This is a genomic window from Sphingosinicella rhizophila (assembly GCF_032378825.1).
GTDB classification, from domain to species: Bacteria; Pseudomonadota; Alphaproteobacteria; order Sphingomonadales; family Sphingomonadaceae; genus Allosphingosinicella; species Allosphingosinicella rhizophila.
Map to the genome: position 1 here is coordinate 188,773 of NZ_JAVUPU010000005.1, position 18,358 is coordinate 207,130.

The 18,358-nt window shown below is 65.6% G+C and carries 15 protein-coding genes; 10 read left to right on the forward strand and 5 right to left on the reverse strand.

Annotated elements, in window-relative coordinates; genetic code table 11:
- The first annotated feature begins 13 nt into the window (after positions 1 to 13).
- Together tsaD and RQX22_RS11600 are read left to right on the forward strand one after the other, a co-directional pair.
- Positions 14 to 1,048, forward strand: a complete 1,035-nt coding sequence (gene tsaD / locus RQX22_RS11595; RefSeq protein ID WP_315726655.1) for a tRNA (adenosine(37)-N6)-threonylcarbamoyltransferase complex transferase subunit TsaD — start codon at positions 14 to 16, stop codon at positions 1,046 to 1,048.
- Positions 1,045 to 2,025, forward strand: a complete 981-nt coding sequence (locus RQX22_RS11600) for an NAD(P)H-dependent glycerol-3-phosphate dehydrogenase (protein ID WP_315726657.1) — start codon at positions 1,045 to 1,047, stop codon at positions 2,023 to 2,025. The genes tsaD and RQX22_RS11600 overlap by 4 nt, the downstream gene beginning before the upstream one ends.
- A 44-nt stretch (positions 2,026 to 2,069) precedes the next feature.
- On the opposite strand, the gene RQX22_RS11605 is transcribed toward RQX22_RS11600, so the two are convergent.
- Positions 2,070 to 2,237, reverse strand: a complete 168-nt coding sequence (locus RQX22_RS11605; RefSeq protein ID WP_315726659.1) for a DUF1674 domain-containing protein — start codon at positions 2,235 to 2,237, stop codon at positions 2,070 to 2,072.
- Between the two features lie 69 nt (positions 2,238 to 2,306).
- On the opposite strand from RQX22_RS11605, the gene htpX reads away from it, so the two are divergent.
- The 6 genes from htpX (at position 2,307) to RQX22_RS11635 (ending at position 10,260) form a co-directional block, all read left to right on the forward strand.
- Positions 2,307 to 3,260: a zinc metalloprotease HtpX gene (htpX, locus tag RQX22_RS11610; protein ID WP_315726661.1), complete on the forward strand. Its 954-nt coding sequence runs from the start codon at positions 2,307 to 2,309 to the stop codon at positions 3,258 to 3,260.
- On the forward strand, positions 3,257 to 4,513 hold the full coding sequence (locus tag RQX22_RS11615; protein WP_315726843.1) for an RsmB/NOP family class I SAM-dependent RNA methyltransferase: 1,257 nt from the start codon (positions 3,257 to 3,259) through the stop codon (positions 4,511 to 4,513). The genes htpX and RQX22_RS11615 overlap by 4 nt, the downstream gene beginning before the upstream one ends.
- Positions 4,514 to 4,567: 54 nt before the next feature.
- Positions 4,568 to 5,230, forward strand: a complete 663-nt coding sequence (gene rpe, locus RQX22_RS11620) for a ribulose-phosphate 3-epimerase (RefSeq protein WP_315726663.1) — start codon at positions 4,568 to 4,570, stop codon at positions 5,228 to 5,230.
- Entirely contained in the window at positions 5,227 to 6,969 is a 1,743-nt protein-coding gene (locus tag RQX22_RS11625; RefSeq protein WP_315726665.1) for a heparinase II/III family protein, read from the forward strand. Before rpe ends, RQX22_RS11625 begins: the two co-directional genes overlap by 4 nt.
- 65 nt (positions 6,970 to 7,034) lie before the next feature.
- The gene (gene purH, locus RQX22_RS11630; RefSeq protein WP_315726668.1) at positions 7,035 to 8,624 is read left to right on the forward strand and encodes a bifunctional phosphoribosylaminoimidazolecarboxamide formyltransferase/IMP cyclohydrolase; all 1,590 of its coding nucleotides are present in this window, start codon (positions 7,035 to 7,037) and stop codon (positions 8,622 to 8,624) included.
- Positions 8,625 to 8,727: 103 nt separating this feature from the next.
- Complete coding sequence (locus RQX22_RS11635; RefSeq protein ID WP_315726670.1) at positions 8,728 to 10,260, forward strand: FAD-dependent oxidoreductase; 1,533 nt, start codon at positions 8,728 to 8,730, stop codon at positions 10,258 to 10,260.
- Here RQX22_RS11635 and RQX22_RS11640 read toward each other — a convergent pair.
- Both RQX22_RS11640 and polA read right to left on the reverse strand, forming a co-directional pair.
- Entirely contained in the window at positions 10,217 to 11,761 is a 1,545-nt protein-coding gene (locus RQX22_RS11640) for a lipopolysaccharide biosynthesis protein (protein ID WP_315726672.1), read from the reverse strand. The two genes, RQX22_RS11635 and RQX22_RS11640, sit on opposite strands and share 44 nt — an antisense overlap.
- The gene (gene polA, locus RQX22_RS11645) at positions 11,758 to 14,517 is read right to left on the reverse strand and encodes a DNA polymerase I (protein WP_315726674.1); all 2,760 of its coding nucleotides are present in this window, start codon (positions 14,515 to 14,517) and stop codon (positions 11,758 to 11,760) included. The genes RQX22_RS11640 and polA overlap by 4 nt, the downstream gene beginning before the upstream one ends.
- Positions 14,518 to 14,648: 131 nt before the next feature.
- Here polA and RQX22_RS11650 point away from each other — a divergent pair, with 131 nt between their 5' ends.
- Positions 14,649 to 15,506 (forward strand): alpha/beta fold hydrolase, encoded by an 858-nt coding sequence (locus RQX22_RS11650; RefSeq protein ID WP_315726676.1) that lies wholly within the window; start codon positions 14,649 to 14,651, stop codon positions 15,504 to 15,506.
- Here the strand turns inward: RQX22_RS11650 and nadB are convergent.
- The gene (gene nadB, locus RQX22_RS11655; RefSeq protein ID WP_315726678.1) at positions 15,484 to 17,115 is read right to left on the reverse strand and encodes an L-aspartate oxidase; all 1,632 of its coding nucleotides are present in this window, start codon (positions 17,113 to 17,115) and stop codon (positions 15,484 to 15,486) included. The two genes, RQX22_RS11650 and nadB, sit on opposite strands and share 23 nt — an antisense overlap.
- Positions 17,108 to 18,040, reverse strand: coding sequence for an ABC transporter ATP-binding protein (locus RQX22_RS11660; protein WP_315726680.1), 933 nt, complete (start codon positions 18,038 to 18,040; stop codon positions 17,108 to 17,110). The genes nadB and RQX22_RS11660 overlap by 8 nt, the downstream gene beginning before the upstream one ends.
- A gap of 90 nt (positions 18,041 to 18,130) precedes the next feature.
- Here RQX22_RS11660 and RQX22_RS11665 point away from each other — a divergent pair, with 90 nt between their 5' ends.
- On the forward strand, positions 18,131 to 18,346 hold the full coding sequence (locus tag RQX22_RS11665; RefSeq protein ID WP_315726682.1) for a zinc-finger domain-containing protein: 216 nt from the start codon (positions 18,131 to 18,133) through the stop codon (positions 18,344 to 18,346).
- Positions 18,347 to 18,358 lie beyond the last annotated feature (12 nt).

The window sequence follows — 18,358 nt, forward strand, 5'->3', positions numbered from 1 at the left end:
CAGGGAAGCAGCGATGAGCCTGATCCTCGGTATAGAATCGAGCTGCGACGAGACCGCGGCCGCCCTCGTGACCAGCGGGAGAGAGATCCTCGCCCACAAACTGGCCGGCCAGGAAAGCGCCCACCGGCCTTATGGCGGCGTCGTCCCGGAGATCGCCGCCCGCGCCCATATCGAGATCCTGCCGGCCCTGATCGAGCAGGTTCTCGCAGAGGCCCGCCTGAGCCTCGGCGACGTCGACGCCATCGCTGCCACCGCGGGCCCCGGCCTGGTCGGCGGCGTGATGGTCGGGCTGGTGACCGCCAAGGGGCTGGCCCTCGCCGCCGACAAGCCGCTCGTGGCCGTCAACCATCTCGAAGGCCATGCGCTGTCGCCCATGCTGTCGCAACCCGATCTCGCATTTCCCTATCTGCTGCTGCTCGTCTCGGGCGGCCATTGCCAGTTGCTGTTCGTCGAAGGCGTCGGCCGTTATCGCCGGCTGGCCACGACGATCGACGATGCGGCCGGCGAGGCGTTCGACAAGACCGCGAAATTGCTGGGACTCGGTTTCCCCGGTGGGCCGGCGGTCGAGCAAGCGGCGAGGGCGGGTGATCCCAAAGCCGTTCCGCTGCCGCGGCCTCTGCTTGGTTCCAGCGATCCTCATTTTTCCTTCGCCGGACTGAAGAGCGCCGTCCTGCGCGCCCGCGATGCGGGGCTGTACCGGCCCGAGGACATCGCCGCCTCCTTCCAGCAGGCGGCGGTCGATTGTCTCGTGGACCGCACCGGCCGGGCGCTGGCCGCCGCCGTCGGGGCGACCGCCCTGGTGGTCGCGGGAGGCGTGGCTGCAAACCAGGCGGTCCGTGGGGCTCTGGCCCAGCTTGCCGCCGATCATGGCCTGCCCTTCGTCGCGCCGCCTTTGTGGCTCTGCACCGACAATGCTGCGATGATCGCCTGGGCGGGTGCGCTCCGTTTCGAGGCTGGCATGGTCGACGGCCTCGATGCGCCTGCCCGGGCACGATGGCCGCTCGATCCGGAAGCCGAGAAGGCGCGCGGCGCCGGGGTGAAGGCATGAAGACGATCGGCGTAGTCGGCGGTGGCGCCTGGGGAACGGCCCTTGCCCAGGTTGCCGCGGAAGGCGGCGAGACCCTTCTTTGGGCGCGCGAGACGGAGGTGGTGGAAAGCATCCGCAACAGGCACGAAAACAGCCTGTTCCTGCCCGGCATAGCGCTTCGGCCGGCTATCGCGGTTACGGGGGATCTGGAAGATCTTGCGGCTTGCGATGCGTTGCTGGTCGTAACTCCGGCCCAGCATATGCGCTCGGTCCTGGCGGCTCTGCCGCGTCTTCGAATTCCCCTTATACTGTGCGCGAAGGGAATGGAGGAGGCGACCACGAAATTGATGCACGACGTCGCACGGGAAGAGCAGCCCGAATCTCCACTGGCCGTGCTGTCGGGGCCGACTTTTGCGCATGAAGTGGCCGCCGGCCTGCCCGCGGCAGTGACCCTGGCCGTCGAGGATCGCCCGGTCGGAGAAGCGTTGCGCAGCCGCCTCGCTTTGCCCTGGTTCCGCCCCTATCTGTCCGATGATGTCGTCGGGGCCGAGATCGGGGGCGCCGTCAAGAACGTGCTCGCCATAGCCTGCGGCGTCGTCGAGGGCCGCAAGCTAGGGCTCAATGCCCGCTCTGCGCTCATCTCGCGCGGCTTTGCGGAAATGACCCGTTTCGGCCTCGCGCGCGGCGCCCGCGCCGATACGCTCGCCGGCCTGTCCGGCCTCGGCGATCTCGTTCTGACCTGCTCGTCCACCAATTCGCGCAACTTCAGCCTCGGCAAGGGCCTTGGCGAAGGATCGTCCGCGGCGGCATTGCTGGCCGACCGGCGCACTGTCGCCGAAGGCGCCTTCACCGCCCCCGTCCTTGCCCGGGCGGCACAGGATGCCGGGGTCGATATGCCGATCACGTCCGCCGTATGCGCGCTCTTGAGCGGGCAGGCGGCAGTCGACGATGTCGTGGAATATCTATTGTCGCGCCCGCTCAAGGTCGAAGGCGCCTGAACTGCATCGAAGCGCCCATCGATGCATGGACTCGAGGCACATTGTCAGAAGTCCCAGCAAATGCCCTTATTCTCCCAGTCGCCATAGCGGGTGGGTTCGCGGCCCTTCGGTCCCCCATGTTCCTCCCCCGCGGCCAGCGGTTCGGGCGCCGGGATCGGGGGATTCTTCGATAAGTGCCTCGGCGGCTTCAGATGTTCGGGGCGCTTGGCCATGGTTGCTTCGTCCGTTGAATGGCGAGGGTGCAGGCACCACATTTCGGGGGTAGGAGACACGGACGCAAGATGAACTCGTTCAAGACCTTGATGCTGCTCTCGGCGATGACCGCCTTGTTCATGGGGCTCGGCTATACGATCGGGGGCTCCGGCGGCGCCTTGATCGCGCTGGCCGTTGCCGCCGGCATGAACCTGTTCACCTTCTGGAATGCCGACAAGATCGTCCTGCGGATGCACAATGCCAAGGAAGTGGACGGCAGATCCTGTCCGCAACTGGTAGGCATCGTCCATCGGCTGGCAAGCCAGGCCGGGCTGCCGATGCCGAAAGTCTATTTGATCGATTCCCCCCATCCCAACGCCTTCGCCACCGGGCGCAATCCGGAACATGCCGCAGTGGCCGCGACGACCGGACTGCTCGGGCTGCTGGAGCGCGAAGAGGTGGCGGCGGTTATGGCCCATGAACTCGCCCATGTCCGCAATCGCGACACTCTGATCATGACGATGACGGCCACGATCGCGGGCGCGATTTCGATGCTGGCCAATTTCGGTCTTTTCTTCCGCGGCGCGGGGGACAATCGCGGCAATGCGCTGGCGATGATCCTGGCCGTCCTGGTAGCGCCCTTCGCGGCGATGATCGTCCAGCTCGCGATCAGCCGCGCCCGCGAATATGGCGCCGACCGCACCGGCGCCGAAATCTGCCGGGACCCGCGGGCGCTCGCCCGTGCCCTTGCCAAGCTGCACCAGGGGGCGGCCAGGATCCCCAATCCTGTCGCTCTTCGCAATCCGGCTGCGGCATCGCTTTATATCGTGCCGGGCGGCGGTGGCCGCGACAGCATGTTCTCCACCCACCCCGACACCGCCAACCGCATCGCCGCGCTGGAGCAGATCGCGCTGGAAATGGGTGGTCCCGCTTCGCTCCGGACGATCTCCGCCGCAGCGCCGGTCCGCACGTCCGTTCCGATTAGCGCCGGTCGCGCTCACAGGCGCACCAGCGCCCTCGATCCGCTGGGACGCCGCGACTGAGCCGTCCCGATCCCGTAGGCGCGGCTTCGCGCCGCGCCGCCATGCGCCTGCTCGACGCGGTGCTGCGCAAGGGGCTGCCGCTGGAGGCGGCGCTCGATGGCGCCGCGCGCGACCTCGATCGTGCAGACGACAGGGCTTTCGCCCATGCCATTGCCGCCGAGACGTTGCGCCGCCTTTCCGATCTCGACATCCTGATCGACAGCGCGACCCGGAACAGGCTTGCCGATGATTCGAAGGCGCGCGCGGTCCTGCGGATCGCCCTCGTCCAGGTGCTGGCGATGCGAACGCCTCCCCACGCCGCCATCGCCACGGTCCTGCCGCTCGTGGAAGGTGGTCCCAAGCGGCTGGTCCATGGCGTATTCGGCGCGCTGATGCGCAGCGAGGCGAAGCTTCCGGAATCGCCTTCGCTGCCAGCGCTGGTCGAGGAACGATGGCGAAGCGCCTGGGGGGCGGAGACGGCCGAGGCGGCGGCCCGATTGCTCGCGGTCCAGCCACCGCTCGATCTCATCTTCGCCTCCGAGCGGCCGCCTGAAATGGAGGGCATCAGCCTTCTCCCCAGGCATTTGCGGGTGACCGGACGGACGGCAGTCGCCGATCTCGCGGGCTATGGGGAGGGCCGTTGGTGGGTGCAGGATGTCGCGGCTTCCGTCCCGGCCCGGCTGCTCGGTGCCGGCCAGGGCCGCGTCGCGCTCGATCTCTGTGCCGCTCCTGGGGGCAAGACGATGCAGCTTGCCGCCGCCGGCTTCGATGTCACGGCGCTGGACGTGTCGAAAAGTCGTCTGGCGCGACTTTCCGAAAATCTGGAGCGGACGGGGCTTAATGCCGAAATCCTCGTCGCCGATCTCATGAAGTGGGAGCCCAAGGCTCCGGCGGACGCGATCCTGCTCGACGCGCCATGCTCCGCCACCGGCATTTTCCGCCGCCACCCGGACGTTCTCCACCGCGTGCGGCCACGCGCCATTGCCGAGCTTGCCCAAGGTCAGCGGTCGATGCTGGCGCGGGCAGCGGCGTGGCTGAAGCCGGGCGGCAGCCTGATATATTCGGTCTGCTCGCTCGAGCCGGAAGAAGGTGAAGCGGTGGCCGATGCCTTTCTCGCCGAACGCGGCGATTTCGAGCTAGATCCGGTGCGGGCGGAAGAAGTGCCGTCCGAAATGGCGCCGAAGGCCGGTCGGATTCGGCTGCTGCCAGGCACTTTCGAGGCCGAAGGCGGCTGCGACGGCTTTTTCGTCGCACGTTTCAGGCGAATTAGCTGAGGATAAGTTTCCGCCTTCCTTGCCCCCCGAGTCGCACAGGGTTAGTGATTCGGTGTGCAAAAGCCCGTCCGCATCGCCCCTTCGATCCTTTCCGCCGATTTCGCGCGCCTTGGCGAGGAGGTGCGCGCGATCGATCAGGCCGGCGCCGACTGGATCCACGTCGATGTGATGGATGGACATTTCGTCCCCAACATCACGATTGGCCCGGGGGTGGTGAAGGCGCTTCGGCCGCATACGTCGAAACCGTTCGACGTCCATCTGATGATATCCCCGGTCGATGATTTCCTCGCCGCCTTCGCCGAGGCCGGGGCGGACATCATCACCGTCCATCCCGAGGCGGGGCCGCATCTTCACCGCACCATCCAGCGGATCAAGGCCCTCGGCAAGAAAGCGGGCGTCTCGCTCAACCCTGCCACACCGGCCAAGATGCTGGATTATGTGCTGGAGGAGGTGGATCTCGTCCTGGTGATGAGCGTAAATCCCGGCTTCGGCGGGCAGAGCTTCATCGAAAGCCAGCTCCGCAAGATCGAGGCCGTCCGCAAGCAGATCGATAAGGCAGGGCTCGCCGTCGACATCGAGGTGGACGGGGGCATCGACGCCGGCAATTGCCAGCGGGCGATCGACTCCGGTGCCGACGTTCTGGTGGCAGGGACCGCCACTTTCCGCGGCGGACCTACCCAATATGCCGCGAATATCAGCGGCCTGCGCGGGCGATGAGCCTGCTGGAAAAGATCGACTCCGACCCGCCGGAAGAAATCGAATCCGGCAAGCGGCTGATCCGCGTCGGCGACGATCGCGGCGCCTCCCTGTCCGAACGGCTTGCCTATCAGCTCCACCGGCTTGCCTGGCGCACGCCCTTTCACAGTTTCCGCCTGCGCGGCCGCTTTCCGCTGAAGCTCCTGGCCGTGCCCAAGGATCCGATCGCCGGGGACAAGGCGGCCGGCGAAGCGATCCTCGCCGGCCAGCTGGTTCGCGCGGGCCACAAGATCTCGATCGAGGCGCTGGACTTCACGGCCGCCGCAGCGATGCCGCGCGCCATGGCCGATTATCTGCAAAGCTTTGCGTGGCTGCGCGACCTTGCCGCTGCCGCGACCCGGGAACGGGGCGCGCGTATGGGCGAAAAGATCACCCAGAAATGGCTTCTCGCCCATTTCGAACATGTCAGCGAGCCGGCTTGGCGGGCCGATCTGTGGGGCCGCCGGATTCTGTTCTGGTCGGCCTATGCGCCCTACATCCTGTCCAGCCGTGACATGGTCTATCGGTCGGCGGTGCTGAACACTCTGGCCCGTGGGGCCCGTCACCTCGACAAAGGGGCGGAAAAGGCCCCGCCTGGCCTGGCGCGCATCACCGCCTGGAGCGGGGTGATCACCGCTGCCCTGGTCGTTCAGGGCGGACCGGCCCGGCTCGGCAAGGGCGAGACGGGTCTGATCCGCGCTCTCGGCACGGCCCTGCATGAAGATGGCGGCCTCGTCAGCCGCTCCCCGATCGAGCAGCTTGCCTTGGTGGAACTGCTCGGCCAGCTTCGCGCAGTCTATTATTCGGCACGGCGCGAAATGCCGGAAGCGATCGCGGAAGCGCTCGAAGATTCCGTTGCGGCCCTGCTCGCGGTCACGCTCGGCGATGATTGCCTGTCCAGTTGGCAAGGCGGCAACATGGTCTCCAGGCGCCGGTTGGAAGCCGCCGTGGAAGGCTCCGGCGTCCGCGCGCGTGCGCTGCGCCAGGCGCGCGGATGGGGCTATCAGCGGCTGGCGGCGAAGAATAGCGTCGTGGTCTTCGATGCGGCGCCGCCGCCTTCGAGCCGGGCGCTGTCCGGCGGATGCGCCTCCACGCTCGCCTTCGAGCTCAGCGACGGTCCCAACCGCATCGTCACCAATTGCGGCGGGGTCGGTGAAACGCCGGATGCGCTGTCGCCGGCGCTGATCAAGGGCCTGCGCACCACGGCGGCCCATTCCACCCTGACATTGGGCGACCGCAATTCGACGGCGATCCACGAGGACGGCACCCTGGGCAAGGGCGTCAGCCAGGTTGAGCTCGGGCATGACGAGACGGGCGGCGTCATCAATGTCGAGGCCACCCACGACGGCTATGTCCGGCGCTACGGGCTGCTCCACCAGCGTCAGCTTACCCTCTCCGGCGATGGCCTCGAGCTTCGCGGCCAGGACAGCCTGGTTCCGCAGGGGCGCCGCCGGCGTACCGAACCGGTGCCCTTCTCCGTCCGCTTTCATCTCGCTCCGGCCGTGGAAGTGGCCGCGACCGCCGACGGCCAGGGTGCGCTCCTGAGGGTGAGGGGCAGCGGCGCCTGGCAGTTTCGCTGCCGCGGCGGCAAATTGTCGATCGAGGATGGCCTGTGGATCGACGGCGATGCCAAGCCACATGCCAGTCAGCAGCTCATCATCTCGGGCGAAACGCCGCCCGACGGGATGACCATCGCCTGGCTGCTGCGGCGCGCCGGCTGAATTGAAGCGCGCAGCGAAAACGGGCATCGGCATCCCGCTCTGAATCGCGAATAGGAACGAATGGAATGAATGAGGTGAAAATCGCCCGCGCCCTGCTGTCGGTGTCGGACAAGACGGGCCTCGCCGACCTGGGCCGGGCCCTCGCTCGCCATGGGGTCGAGCTGGTCTCGACCGGTGGAACGGCGAAGGCCTTGCGCGAGGCCGGCCTGGCCGTGCGCGACGTCAGCGACCTGACCGGCTTTCCCGAAATGATGGATGGTCGGGTCAAGACGCTTCATCCCAAGGTCCATGGCGGGCTGCTCGCCGTACGCGACAATGAAGAACATGCGGCCGCGATGGCGGAACATGAAATCGGCGCGATCGATCTGGTGGTCGTCAATCTCTATCCGTTCGCCGAGACGGTCGCGCGGGGCGCCGGGCGCGACGAGATCATCGAGAATATCGATATTGGCGGTCCGTCGATGGTCCGTTCGGCGGCCAAGAATCATGCGTTCGTGGCCATTGTCACCGACCCCGCCGATTATGCCAAGGTCACCGACGCGATGGATCACAACGACGGCATGACGTCGCTCGATCTACGCAAATATCTGGCGGCCAAGGCTTTTTCCGCGACAGCTGCCTATGATTCGATGATCTCCCAATGGTTCGGCTTTGCCGATCAGGCGCAGATGTTCCCCGATACGCTGCCGCTGGTCCTGCAGCGCGGCAAGGATCTCCGCTACGGGGAGAATCCGCATCAGAAGGCAGCGCTCTATCTTCCTGTCGGCCCGCACGGTCGCGGCATCGCTCAGGCCGAGCAGGTTCAGGGCAAGGAACTGAGCTACAACAATTATAACGACGCCGATGCCGCACTGGAACTGGTGGCCGAGTATCGCGACTCAGGGCCCGCTTGCGTCATCGTCAAGCATGCGAACCCCTGCGGCGTGGCGACCGGCAATTCCCTGCTCCAGGCCTATCAGGACGCGCTCGCCTGCGATTCCGTCTCGGCCTTCGGGGGGATCATCGCCCTCAACGCGCCGCTTACCGGCGAGGAAGCCGAAGCCATCTCGTCGATCTTCACGGAGGTGGTGATCGCACCCGATGCCGATGCCGAGGCGCGGCAGGTGTTCGCGCGGAAGAAGAATCTCCGCCTGCTCCTGACCGGCGATCTGCCTGATCCGGGTCGACCGGGACTATCGCTCAAGTCGATTGCAGGCGGCTATCTCGTCCAATCCCGCGACAATGGACGGTTGGACCGCCATGCGCTGAAGGTCGTGACCCAGCGCGCACCGACCGATCAGGAATTGGAGGATTGCCTTTTTGCATGGACCGTTGCCAAGCATGTGAAGTCCAATGCCATCGTCTATGCCAAGGGAGGCGCGACGGCGGGGATCGGCGCGGGACAGATGAACCGGCTGGAATCGGCTCGGATCGCGGCCTGGAAGGCAAAGGATGCGGCCGGCAAGGCCGGGTGGGACCAGCCTCGCACGATCGGCTCCGCGGTGGCCTCGGATGCCTTCTTCCCGTTCGCCGATGGTCTGCTCGCCGCGGTCGAAGCAGGTGCGACGGCGGTGATCCAGCCGGGCGGATCGATACGGGATGAAGAGGTGATCGCCGCTGCCGATGCGGCCGGGCTGGCGATGGTCTTCACCGGTATGCGCCACTTCCGCCACTGACCAAAATATCTCGGGGGGACGGGCTGGCAACTCCGTCGCCTCTTCCGCAGGAACCCATCGCCGCGCAGGGCCGTTGCGCTCCCGTCCAATCGGGAGAGCGAAGATGAATGTCGGCGACGAGCGCAGCACATCCTTCTGGATGCAGGAAGCGGAGGCGATCGATGCACCCCCGCTGACCGCCGATGCGCGCTGCGACGTGGTTGTGGTGGGTGCCGGCATAGCGGGCCTTTCCACCGCCTATGAGCTCGCCAGGTTCGGCCGTTCCGTTATCGTCATCGATCGCGGCCGAATCGGCTCCGGCATGACCCTCCGCACCACGGCGCATCTCGCCACCGCTCTCGACGATTATTATTTCGAGCTGATCCGGGTCCGGGGAAAGGATGAGGCACGGCTTTATCACGACAGCCAGGTGGCCGCGGTCAACCGGATCGAGGCCATTTGCAGGGACGAGGGGATCGATGCCGGTTTCCGGCGGCTGGACGGCTATTTGTTCGCGGCCGAGGACAAGCATCGTGCCGATCTCGAAAAGGAATATGAAGCCTGTCGGACCATCGGCATCGATGTCGCCTGGGCAGATCGCGCCCCGGTTCCCGGAATCGACACCGGACGCTGCCTGCGCTTTCCCGATCAGGGCCGCTTCGACCCTACCAGATATCTGGCGGGTCTCGTCCGCGCCATAAGGCAGCGAGGCGGTCTCCTCTACGCCGATACGGTCCACGTCCATGACAAGGAGGAAGGAAATGAAGTGGAGGTGGAAACCGAAGCCGGCGCCCGCATCCGCGCCGGTGCGGCGATATTCGCGACCAATTCGCCGACCAACGACAAGGTGGCCATCCATTCCAAACAGATGCCGAACCGGACCTATGCGATAGCGGGGCGGGTCGCAAAGGGTTCGGTTCCGGACGCGCTCGTCTGGGACAGTTGCGAAGCCTATCATTATGCCCGCATCCAGGAATTGAGCGATACCGAGGATTTGCTCATCGTCGGTGGCGGCGATCATCGGTCCGGAGAAGAAAATGACATGGACGCCAGGCTGGCTGCGCTGGAGCAGTGGACGCGGGACCATTATCCCAGCTTCGGCGGAACCGACTATCGCTGGTCAGGCCAGGTGCTGGAGCCGATCGATTTCATGCCCTTTTCCGGGCGCAATCCAGGCAATCGCAATATCTATATCCATACCGGCGATTCCGGCCAGGGTATCACCAACGGCGTTGCCGGCAGCCTTACCATCATGCCTTTGATCATCGGCGAGGACAGCCGCTACGCGCCGCTGTTCGATCCGAGCCGCAAATCGGCCAATTCGGCCGTCTCCCTCGGCGAATTCGTGCGGGGCCAGGCAGGCGCGGTGAAGAATCTCGCCGAATATGTCGGTCCGGGCGAGATCGGATCCCCCGACGACCTCAAGCCGGGTGAAGGCGGGATCCTGCGATCGGGTCTCAGCAAGCTCGCAGTCTACAAGAATGAGAATGGCTCTGTCATCACCCGTTCGGCCGTGTGCACCCATCTCGGCTGCATCATTCACTGGAACGGCTTCGAAAAATGCTGGGATTGCCCTTGTCATGGCTCCCAATTCGCGGTTGACGGCCAGGTGCTCAATGGACCGGCGGTACAACCCCTGGCGGAGGCGGCAGACTGATATCCTCCGGCTCGTCGTCATGCTTGCGGAACAGCACCCGATCCTCGTGGGTGAAGCCCTTGGTCCAGAGGATGGATCCGAAGGCGAGCAGGATCAGCGGAATGCCGAAGACCAGTTCCGCCCACTCCCAGGAAGGCGGCAGCAGCGTCACGAAATAGCCGACCGCGATCGCCGCCCCCGCAGCCCAGACCAGCGGCCAGCGCCAACCCTGCACGGGCGCCCCGAGTATTCGTCTGAGCAGCCGGGCCTTCAGGACCGAGGCGAAACTCAAGGCCAGCATCAGCGCGAGGGCAGGGCCCGCCGCCTGGAACGATTCCGGCCAGCCCAACGCCTTCATGCCGAGGATCAGCGCGACCGACAGTATCCCCTGAACCGCGATCATGGCTGTCGAGATCATCAGATTCTTGTGACGTGCCACGAAGACGAGGGCGCCCTCGGATACCGCTGCCGTCGCCGCGATCACTTCGGCGGCGAGCAGGAAGGCCAGCGCGCCCGTGCCGCCGACGAAGGCGGCCCCGACCAGGCCCATGACGGCTTCACCCGGAATGCCGAGCGCGAGCGCCACGCCGGTCTGTGCCGCGATGATCCAGAATCCGACCTGGCGTATCTGCTTGGCGACCGCCTTCTTGTCCCCTTCCGCCAGCTTTTGCGTGATGACCGGACTCAGGATCGGATCGAAGCTGGTCTTCAGCTTCTGTGGAAGCGATGCCACCTGCTGGGCGACATAATAGATGCCGACGATGGCGGGCGAAAAGAACAGGCCGAGTATGGCGATGTCCAGCCGCCGCGACCCCCATTCGATCGCGTCGGCGACGGCCAGCGGCGTGTTGCGCCGCGCCAGCGCCCACAGGCCGACGATTTCGGGCCGCCATCCGCGCGGCAGGCCATAGCTTCGGTAGAGGGGCCAGAGCGAGGCCAGCAGGGCAGCGATCATCGACAGGACATAGGCGATGATCAGGCCGTCGCGCTGCGACAAGGTGAAATAGAGCAAGGTCGCGGCGATGCTCAAAGTCCAAGGCTCGACGATCGCGCGCGCCGTCACGGTCGCTTTGACATTGTGCTGGTAGGCGAGCGCAGCCAGGGCGACGTCCGACCCCGCTACCGCGAAGACGATCAGCGGAAGCAGCCACTCGACGCCGCGGACGGGGCTGTTCGGGAACATGGCCTGCGGGAACAGGAACAGGATGGCGCTGGCGGCGGCCGAAGCGAGCAAGGCAACAAGCATCGCGTCCCACACGACGCAGACATGCGGCCTTTCGGTGGTCGACAGCTGCTGGGCAAGGCCGCGCTTCAGGCCCAGCGTCGCGATCTGAGCCGCGAATTCGACGATCAGGACCGCATAGGCGAAACGTCCGAGCGCATCGGCGCCATAGAGGCGGCCGGCAACGAACAGGAAGGGCAGGCGCGCGGCGAGGCGAAGCAGGAAGCCGAAGAAGTTCGTCCGGCCACCCTTCGCCAGTGCAGCGATATCCTCATTGCCGGCCGGAACCGCAGCGCTCAATGCGCGGCGCCCCAATTCGGGCCGGTGCCGATCTCGACGCCCAGGGGCACGCTGAGTTTCACCGCAGGTTCCGCGGCCCGCTCCATCACCTCCCGAATGACATTGGCTGCCCGTCCGACATCGGCTTCCGGAACCTCGAAGACGAGCTCGTCATGGACCTGCATCAGCATACGGGTCGTGCCGAGGCCGTGACGCTCCAATGCCGGGCACATGCGCGCCATGGCCCGTTTGATGATGTCCGCGCTTGTCCCCTGGATCGGCGCGTTGACGGCCGCCCGCTCGGCGCCTTGCCGCTCGCCCTGATTCTTGGCGCGGATGCTCGGAAAATGGGTCTTGCGGCCGAATAATGTGGTGGTGAATCCGGTGTCGCGCGCCCTGGTGAGCGTGTCGTGGATGTAATTGCTGATGCCGGGAAAGCGCTCGAAATAGCGGTCGATGATCGCTTGCGCCTCGTCGGCCGTGACGCCAAGACGTCCCGCCAGTCCCCAGCGCGAAATGCCGTAAAGTATGGCGAAATTGATCGTCTTCGCGTTCGCCCGCGTGTCGCGATTGACCTCGCCGAACAATTCCTGCGCGGTGAGATTGTGGATGTCCGCCCCTTCCGAGAACGCCTGGCGAAGCTGCGGCACGTCCGCCATATGCGCGGCGAGGCGGAGTTCGATCTGGCTGTAATCGGCGGCCAGGATGACGAAGCCCGGCTCGGCCACGAATGCGTCGCGGATTCGCCGGCCGATTTCGCTGCGGATCGGGATGTTCTGGAGGTTGGGATCGGTGGAGGATAGCCGCCCCGTCTGCGCACCGGACAGGCTGTAGGAGGTGTGGACCCGTCCGGTCTCCTTGTTGATCTGCTGCTGGAGCGCATCCGTATAGGTGCTCTTGAGCTTGCTGAGCTGGCGCCAGTCGAGCACCAGCCGCGCGATGGGAACGCCGTCGCGGGCCAGCCTCTCCAGCTCGGTCACGTCGGTCGACCAGGTGCCGGACTTGCCCTTGCGTCCGCCCTTCAGCTGCATCTTGTTGAACAGGACGTCGCCCAGTTGCTGGGGGCTGCCGATCGTGAAGCTGCAGCCGGCCTCGCCGCAAATCTGCTCCTCCAAAGAGGCGATCTGGCTGGTGAACTCCTCCGACAAACCCCTCAGCGCTTCACGATCCACCTTGACGCCGTCGCGTTCCATCCGCGCCACCACCGGCACCAGGGGGCGATCGACCATTTCATAGACCCGTGTCACGCGCTCGTGCGGCATCCGGGTCTTGAAACGCATCCATAGCCTGAGCGTCACGTCCGCATCCTCGGCGGCATATTCGGTGGCCTTGTCGACCGGCACCTGGTCGAAGCTGATCTGCTTCTGGCCGCTGCCGCACAATTCCTTGTAGGTCAGGCATTGATGGTCGAGATGCTTCTTGGCGAGATCGTCCATCGCATGGCTGTTGAGCCCGCCGGCATCGAGATTGAAGCTCATCACCAAAGTATCGTCGATCGGCGCGACCTTGATGCCGCGCCGGTCGAAGATCACCCAGTCGAACTTGAAATTGTGGCCGATCTTCAGGACGGCCTGGTTCTCCAGCAACGGCTTGAGCTTGGCGATGACCAGATTGGCGGGCAGCTGGTCCGGCCGTTCGCTCAAAAGGTCGTGGCCGCCATGTTCGAGCGGAATGTAACAGGCCTTGCCGCATTCGGTAGCGAGGCTGATCCCGACCAGCTTGGCGGTCACGCAGTCGAACCCGTCGGTCTCGGTGTCGAGCGCGACCCGGCCGAGGGAATCCGCTTCGGCGATCCAGCGATCGAGCGCCTCTTCGGTCGTCACCTTTTCATAGGCGGTCCGGTCGATCTCGGGCTCCGGCCGTATCTGGTGCTGAACCGGCGCCGGCATCGCGGCCGCGGGCGCAGCCTGTGATGCACCGTTCAGGCGGCTCAGCAGCGACCGGAAGCCATGTTCTTCCAGGAAGGCCCGGAGTGGCGCGTCGGGGATGCCCTTCATCGCCAGATCGGACAATGGCTCGGGCAGAGGCGAATCGCAGACCAGCCGCACCAATTCGCGTGACAGACGCGCATTGTCCGCATGGTCGATCAGGTTCTGTCGGAGCTTCGGCTTGGCGATTTCCCCCGCATTGGCGAGAACGGACTCGACATCGCCATATTGCTGGATCAATTGCGCGGCCGTCTTGGGGCCGACACCCGGCACGCCCGGCACATTGTCGACGCTGTCGCCCATCAGCGCCAGCACCTCGCCCAATTGCTCGGGTGGCACCCCGAACTTTTCGACGACATAGTCGCGGCCGATCCGGCGGTCGTTCATCGTGTCATAGAGATCGAGGCCCGGCTCGATCAGCTGCATCAGATCCTTGTCGGACGAGACGATCGTGACCTGCCACTGCTCGGCCAGGGCCGCCTTGGCATAACAGGCGATGATATCGTCCGCCTCCAGCCCTTCTTCCTCGATGCAAGGCAGGGAAAAGGCCCGCGTCGCGTCTCGGATCAGCGGGAATTGCGGCACCAGGTCGGGCGGCGGCGGCGGCCGGTGCGCCTTGTACTGATCGTACATGTCGTTGCGGAAGGTTTTGGACGAAGCGTCGAAGATGACCGCGAGATGGGTCGGTCCGTCCGCCTTGTGAAGCGTCTCCGCCAGCTTCCAGAGCATGGTCGTATAGCCGTATACGGCACCCACATTGAGGCCGTGCCGATTGGTCAGCGGTGGCAGCCGGTGATAGGCGCGAAAGATGTAGCTGGAGCCGTCGACGAGATAGAGGTGGGAGGGCATGGAGCAGGCTTACGGCGCATATTCGCTTCCCGCAACGGCCACGATCGATGGTGCCATGCGCCTTTCCCGCATCGTCCGGGAAACGGGACGGGTCATCTGACGTTCAAACCCCCTATGCCAGGTTCGCTCCGATGAAACGTCGCGATTTCCTGCTTTCGGTCCTGGTCCTGGCGGCGGTCGCCCTCCCTGGTCCGGTGCATCTCGCCCGGGCCGCGGCCGCGCGGCCTTTCCATTCGACGCGGATTTCGGTGGTCGTCCGCGGCACCGGTCCCGACGTCATCCTCATCCCGGGGCTCACAGCCTCGCGCGCCGTCTGGGACGGAACGGTCGCGGCTCTTCCCGGCTACCGCTATCATCTGGTCCAGGTCGCCGGATTTGCCGGCACGCCGCCGGCCGGCAACGCCAAGGGGCAAGTGGTGGCGCCGGTGGCGGCGGAAGTCGCCCGCTACATTTCGACGATGCGTCTCAACCTTCCGGCCCTGGTCGGCCATTCGATGGGCGGGACGATTGCGATGATGGTTGCCGCCCGTCACCCGTCGCTGGTGGGCAAGGCGATGGTCGTGGACATGCTACCGCAACCGGCCGGCATGCTCGGCACCTCTTCGGCCGGCCTGCGCGGCTTTGCCGGTCTGTTTCGCGACCTCGGCGACAGCCCGGGCGGCCGGCAGCTGGTCACGTCGCTGATGGGCATGTTCGGGAATGACGCATCGGCCGACGGCCGCAGCGATCCCGGCGTGGTCGCCCGTGCCGCCCATGAACTCGCCGTCACCGACTTGACGGCCGAACTCCCGAACATCGCCGCGCCGCTCACCATCGTCTATGCGGTGCCGGACATCAGCCGCCGCGCCGGCATCGACCGGAGCTATGCCGCCGCTTATGCCGCCCGGCCCGGGACGCGGCTGCGCCGCGTCGATCGGAGCGGCCACATGATCATGTACGATCAGCCGGGCCGGTTTCGGGAATTGCTCAAGGCTTTCCTTGGTTCCTAGGCTCTATTCGAGGCACCAGAATCGTGTCGACTGCTTCCGGCAGCAGGTCGGGATAATCGAGCGTGTAATGCAGTCCTCGGCTCTCCTTGCGGGCGAGCGCCGAGCGCACGATCAGGCTCGATACCTCGACGAGGTTGCGAAGTTCGACCAGGTCCGGCGTGACGCGGAAATTGCCGTAATATTCCTCCGTCTCCTGGCGGAGCAGGTTCACCCGGTTCAGCGCGCGCTCGAGCCTCTTGGTGGTGCGGACGATGCCGACATAGTCCCACATGAAGCGGCGGATCTCGCGCCAATTGTGGTGGACGACGACTTCCTCGTCGCTGTGGGTGACCCGGCTTTCGTCCCAGGGCCGGATTGCCGGGGGCGGAGGCAGATCGCGCCAACCGGCATCGATGTGCCTGGCCGCGGCCAGCCCGAACACCAGGCATTCGAGCACTGAATTGGAGGCGAGGCGATTGGCCCCGTGCAGCCCCGACTGGGTGACCTCGCCGGCCGCGTAGAGACCGTCGAGGTCCGTCCGGCCGTCCAGGTCCACGACCACCCCGCCGCAGGTATAATGGGCGGCGGGGACGACCGGGATCGGATCCCTGGTGATGTCGATGCCGACGTCCGGACGGGCCAGCCGCTCCGCGATGTTGGGGAAATGGGCGAGGATGAATTCGGGATCGCGGTGGCTGATGTCGAGATGCACATAATCGAGCCCGAGCCGTTTCAGCTCATGGTCGATGGCGCGGGCGACGATGTCGCGGGGCGCCAGCTCCTCGCGCGGATCGAAGCGCGGCATGAAGCGGCGGCCGGTGGTCGGGATCCGGAGCTTGCCACCCTCGCCGCGAACGGCCTCGGTGATCAGGAAATTCTTGACCTCGTGATTGTAGAGGCAGGTCGGATGGAATTGATTGAATTCCATGTTCGACACGCGGCATCCGGCCCGCCAGGCCATGGCGATACCGTCCCCGGTGCTGCCGCGCGGGTTGGTGGAATAGACCCATGCGCGACTGGCGCCGCCGGTCGCGAGGATGGTGGCGCGGCCGGTGAAGAGCGAGACGTGGCCGCTTTGCGCATCCACCGCATAGGCGCCCCAGACCCGTTGCGGGCCGCTTTGGCCCTCCGCATGGCGATCCGTGACCAGGTCGATCGCGGTCATGTCGGGGATCAGGCTGATGTTCGGATGGTCATGGGCTGCTTTTTCCAGCGCCTGCTGCACCGCCCAGCCAGTTGCGTCGTCGACATGGACGATGCGGCGATGGCTGTGGCCGCCCTCGCGGGTGAGGTGCCACCGTTCGGTTTCGCCGGGGCTGAACGGGACGCCGAGCGCCGCCAGCCGCTCGATCGCTGCCGGCGCATTTTCGACGACGAATTCGACGGTGGCGCGGTTGTTGAGGCCGGCGCCGGCGACGATCGTGTCCTCGATATGGCTCTCGAACGTGTCGCCTGGCTCCAGCACGGCGGCGATGCCGCCTTGCGCCCAGGCGGTCGAGCCCGAAGAGATTCCACCCTTGGCGAGCACCGCCACCCGGCGGTCCGGCGCAAGCGCCAGGGCCGCGCTGAGCCCGGCGGCGCCGGAGCCGAGGATGATCACGTCGAAATCCTGCTGCGGGCTTTTAGCCATGGGCGTCGGCAGTGCGCGTCAGGTTCAGGAACACATCCTCCAGATCGGCTTCGCGAGTCGAGACGTCGACGATCCCCAGACCGTCCTTCTGCAATGCCGCCAGCACGTCACCGGCATTCACCCGGTCCTTGCGGTAGGTGATGGCGAGCGTGCGGTCGGCGATGATCTCGATCTTGTCGAAGCAGGACGCATCGGGCGGCTGGACGATGTCGCGGTCGACGGTCACTTCGACCACTTTCTCCTGGGCCATGCCGACCAGGGTACGGGTCGTCTCATTGGCGATCACCCGGCCGTGATTGATGATGGCGATGCGGTCGCACAGATTCTCCGCTTCCTCTAGATAATGGGTGGTGAGGACGATCGTCACACCCTCCTTGTTGAGGCTGCGGACATAGTGCCAAAGCTGCTGGCGGAGCTCGATATCGACGCCGGCGGTCGGCTCGTCGAGGACCAGGATGGGCGGCGAATGAACCATTGCCTTGGCCACCAGCAGCCGCCTTTTCATTCCGCCCGACAGCGTCCGCGAATAGGCATTGGCCTTGTCCTCCAGTCGCATCGCCCGGAGCAATTCCATGGTGCGCCGGCGGGACTTGGGAACGCCGTAGAGGCCAGCCTGCAGCTCCAGCGTCTCTGCGGGCGTGAAGAACGGATCGAACAATATTTCCTGGGGGACGATGCCGATCGAGACCTTGGCGTTGCGAGGACGCTCGTCGAGGTCGAAACCCCAGATATTGACCCTGCCGCCGCTCTTGTTGACCAGCCCAGCGAGGATATTGATCAGGGTCGATTTGCCCGCCCCGTTGGGGCCGAGCAGGCCGAATATCTGGCCGCGCGGAATGTCGATGCTGACGCCGTCCAGCGCCCTTTTGCCGCCGGCATAGGTCTTTTCGAGTGTATCGATCGCAATCGCTGGCGGCGAGGTCATGCTGCGGCCTTAGGATCAGGGAGCTTTTCCCGCAACAAGGAGGGTGTCGCGCCGATTGTCTGCCCGGATCGCGATTGCTAAGGGGCTGCCATGCAAGACCCGTTCGTGCCCGAAATCGCTTATGTCGAATCGCCCCGCATCGCCTGCGACGGCGCCAGCGCGACCCATCCGGCGCTCGGTCACCCGCGCGTCTATATGCAGATCGACGAAAAGGGGTTCGTGGATTGCGGCTATTGCGACAAGCGCTTCATCCTGAAGGGTGGGCCGGCCGATCGGAATCTGGACGAGGGTGTATCTGTCGCCTGATTCTCCTATATC

Coding starts and splice junctions, on each gene's coding strand:
- tsaD (WP_315726655.1), top strand. CDS start 14: ATGAGCCTGATCCTCGGTATAGAATCGAGCTGCGACGAGACCGCGGCC.
- RQX22_RS11600 (WP_315726657.1), top strand. CDS start 1,045: ATGAAGACGATCGGCGTAGTCGGCGGTGGCGCCTGGGGAACGGCCCTT.
- RQX22_RS11605 (WP_315726659.1), bottom strand. CDS start 2,237: ATGGCCAAGCGCCCCGAACATCTGAAGCCGCCGAGGCACTTATCGAAG.
- htpX (WP_315726661.1), top strand. CDS start 2,307: ATGAACTCGTTCAAGACCTTGATGCTGCTCTCGGCGATGACCGCCTTG.
- RQX22_RS11625 (WP_315726665.1), top strand. CDS start 5,227: ATGAGCCTGCTGGAAAAGATCGACTCCGACCCGCCGGAAGAAATCGAA.
- purH (WP_315726668.1), top strand. CDS start 7,035: ATGAATGAGGTGAAAATCGCCCGCGCCCTGCTGTCGGTGTCGGACAAG.
- RQX22_RS11635 (WP_315726670.1), top strand. CDS start 8,728: ATGAATGTCGGCGACGAGCGCAGCACATCCTTCTGGATGCAGGAAGCG.
- polA (WP_315726674.1), bottom strand. CDS start 14,517: ATGCCCTCCCACCTCTATCTCGTCGACGGCTCCAGCTACATCTTTCGC.
- RQX22_RS11650 (WP_315726676.1), top strand. CDS start 14,649: ATGAAACGTCGCGATTTCCTGCTTTCGGTCCTGGTCCTGGCGGCGGTC.
- nadB (WP_315726678.1), bottom strand. CDS start 17,115: ATGGCTAAAAGCCCGCAGCAGGATTTCGACGTGATCATCCTCGGCTCC.
- RQX22_RS11660 (WP_315726680.1), bottom strand. CDS start 18,040: ATGACCTCGCCGCCAGCGATTGCGATCGATACACTCGAAAAGACCTAT.
- RQX22_RS11665 (WP_315726682.1), top strand. CDS start 18,131: ATGCAAGACCCGTTCGTGCCCGAAATCGCTTATGTCGAATCGCCCCGC.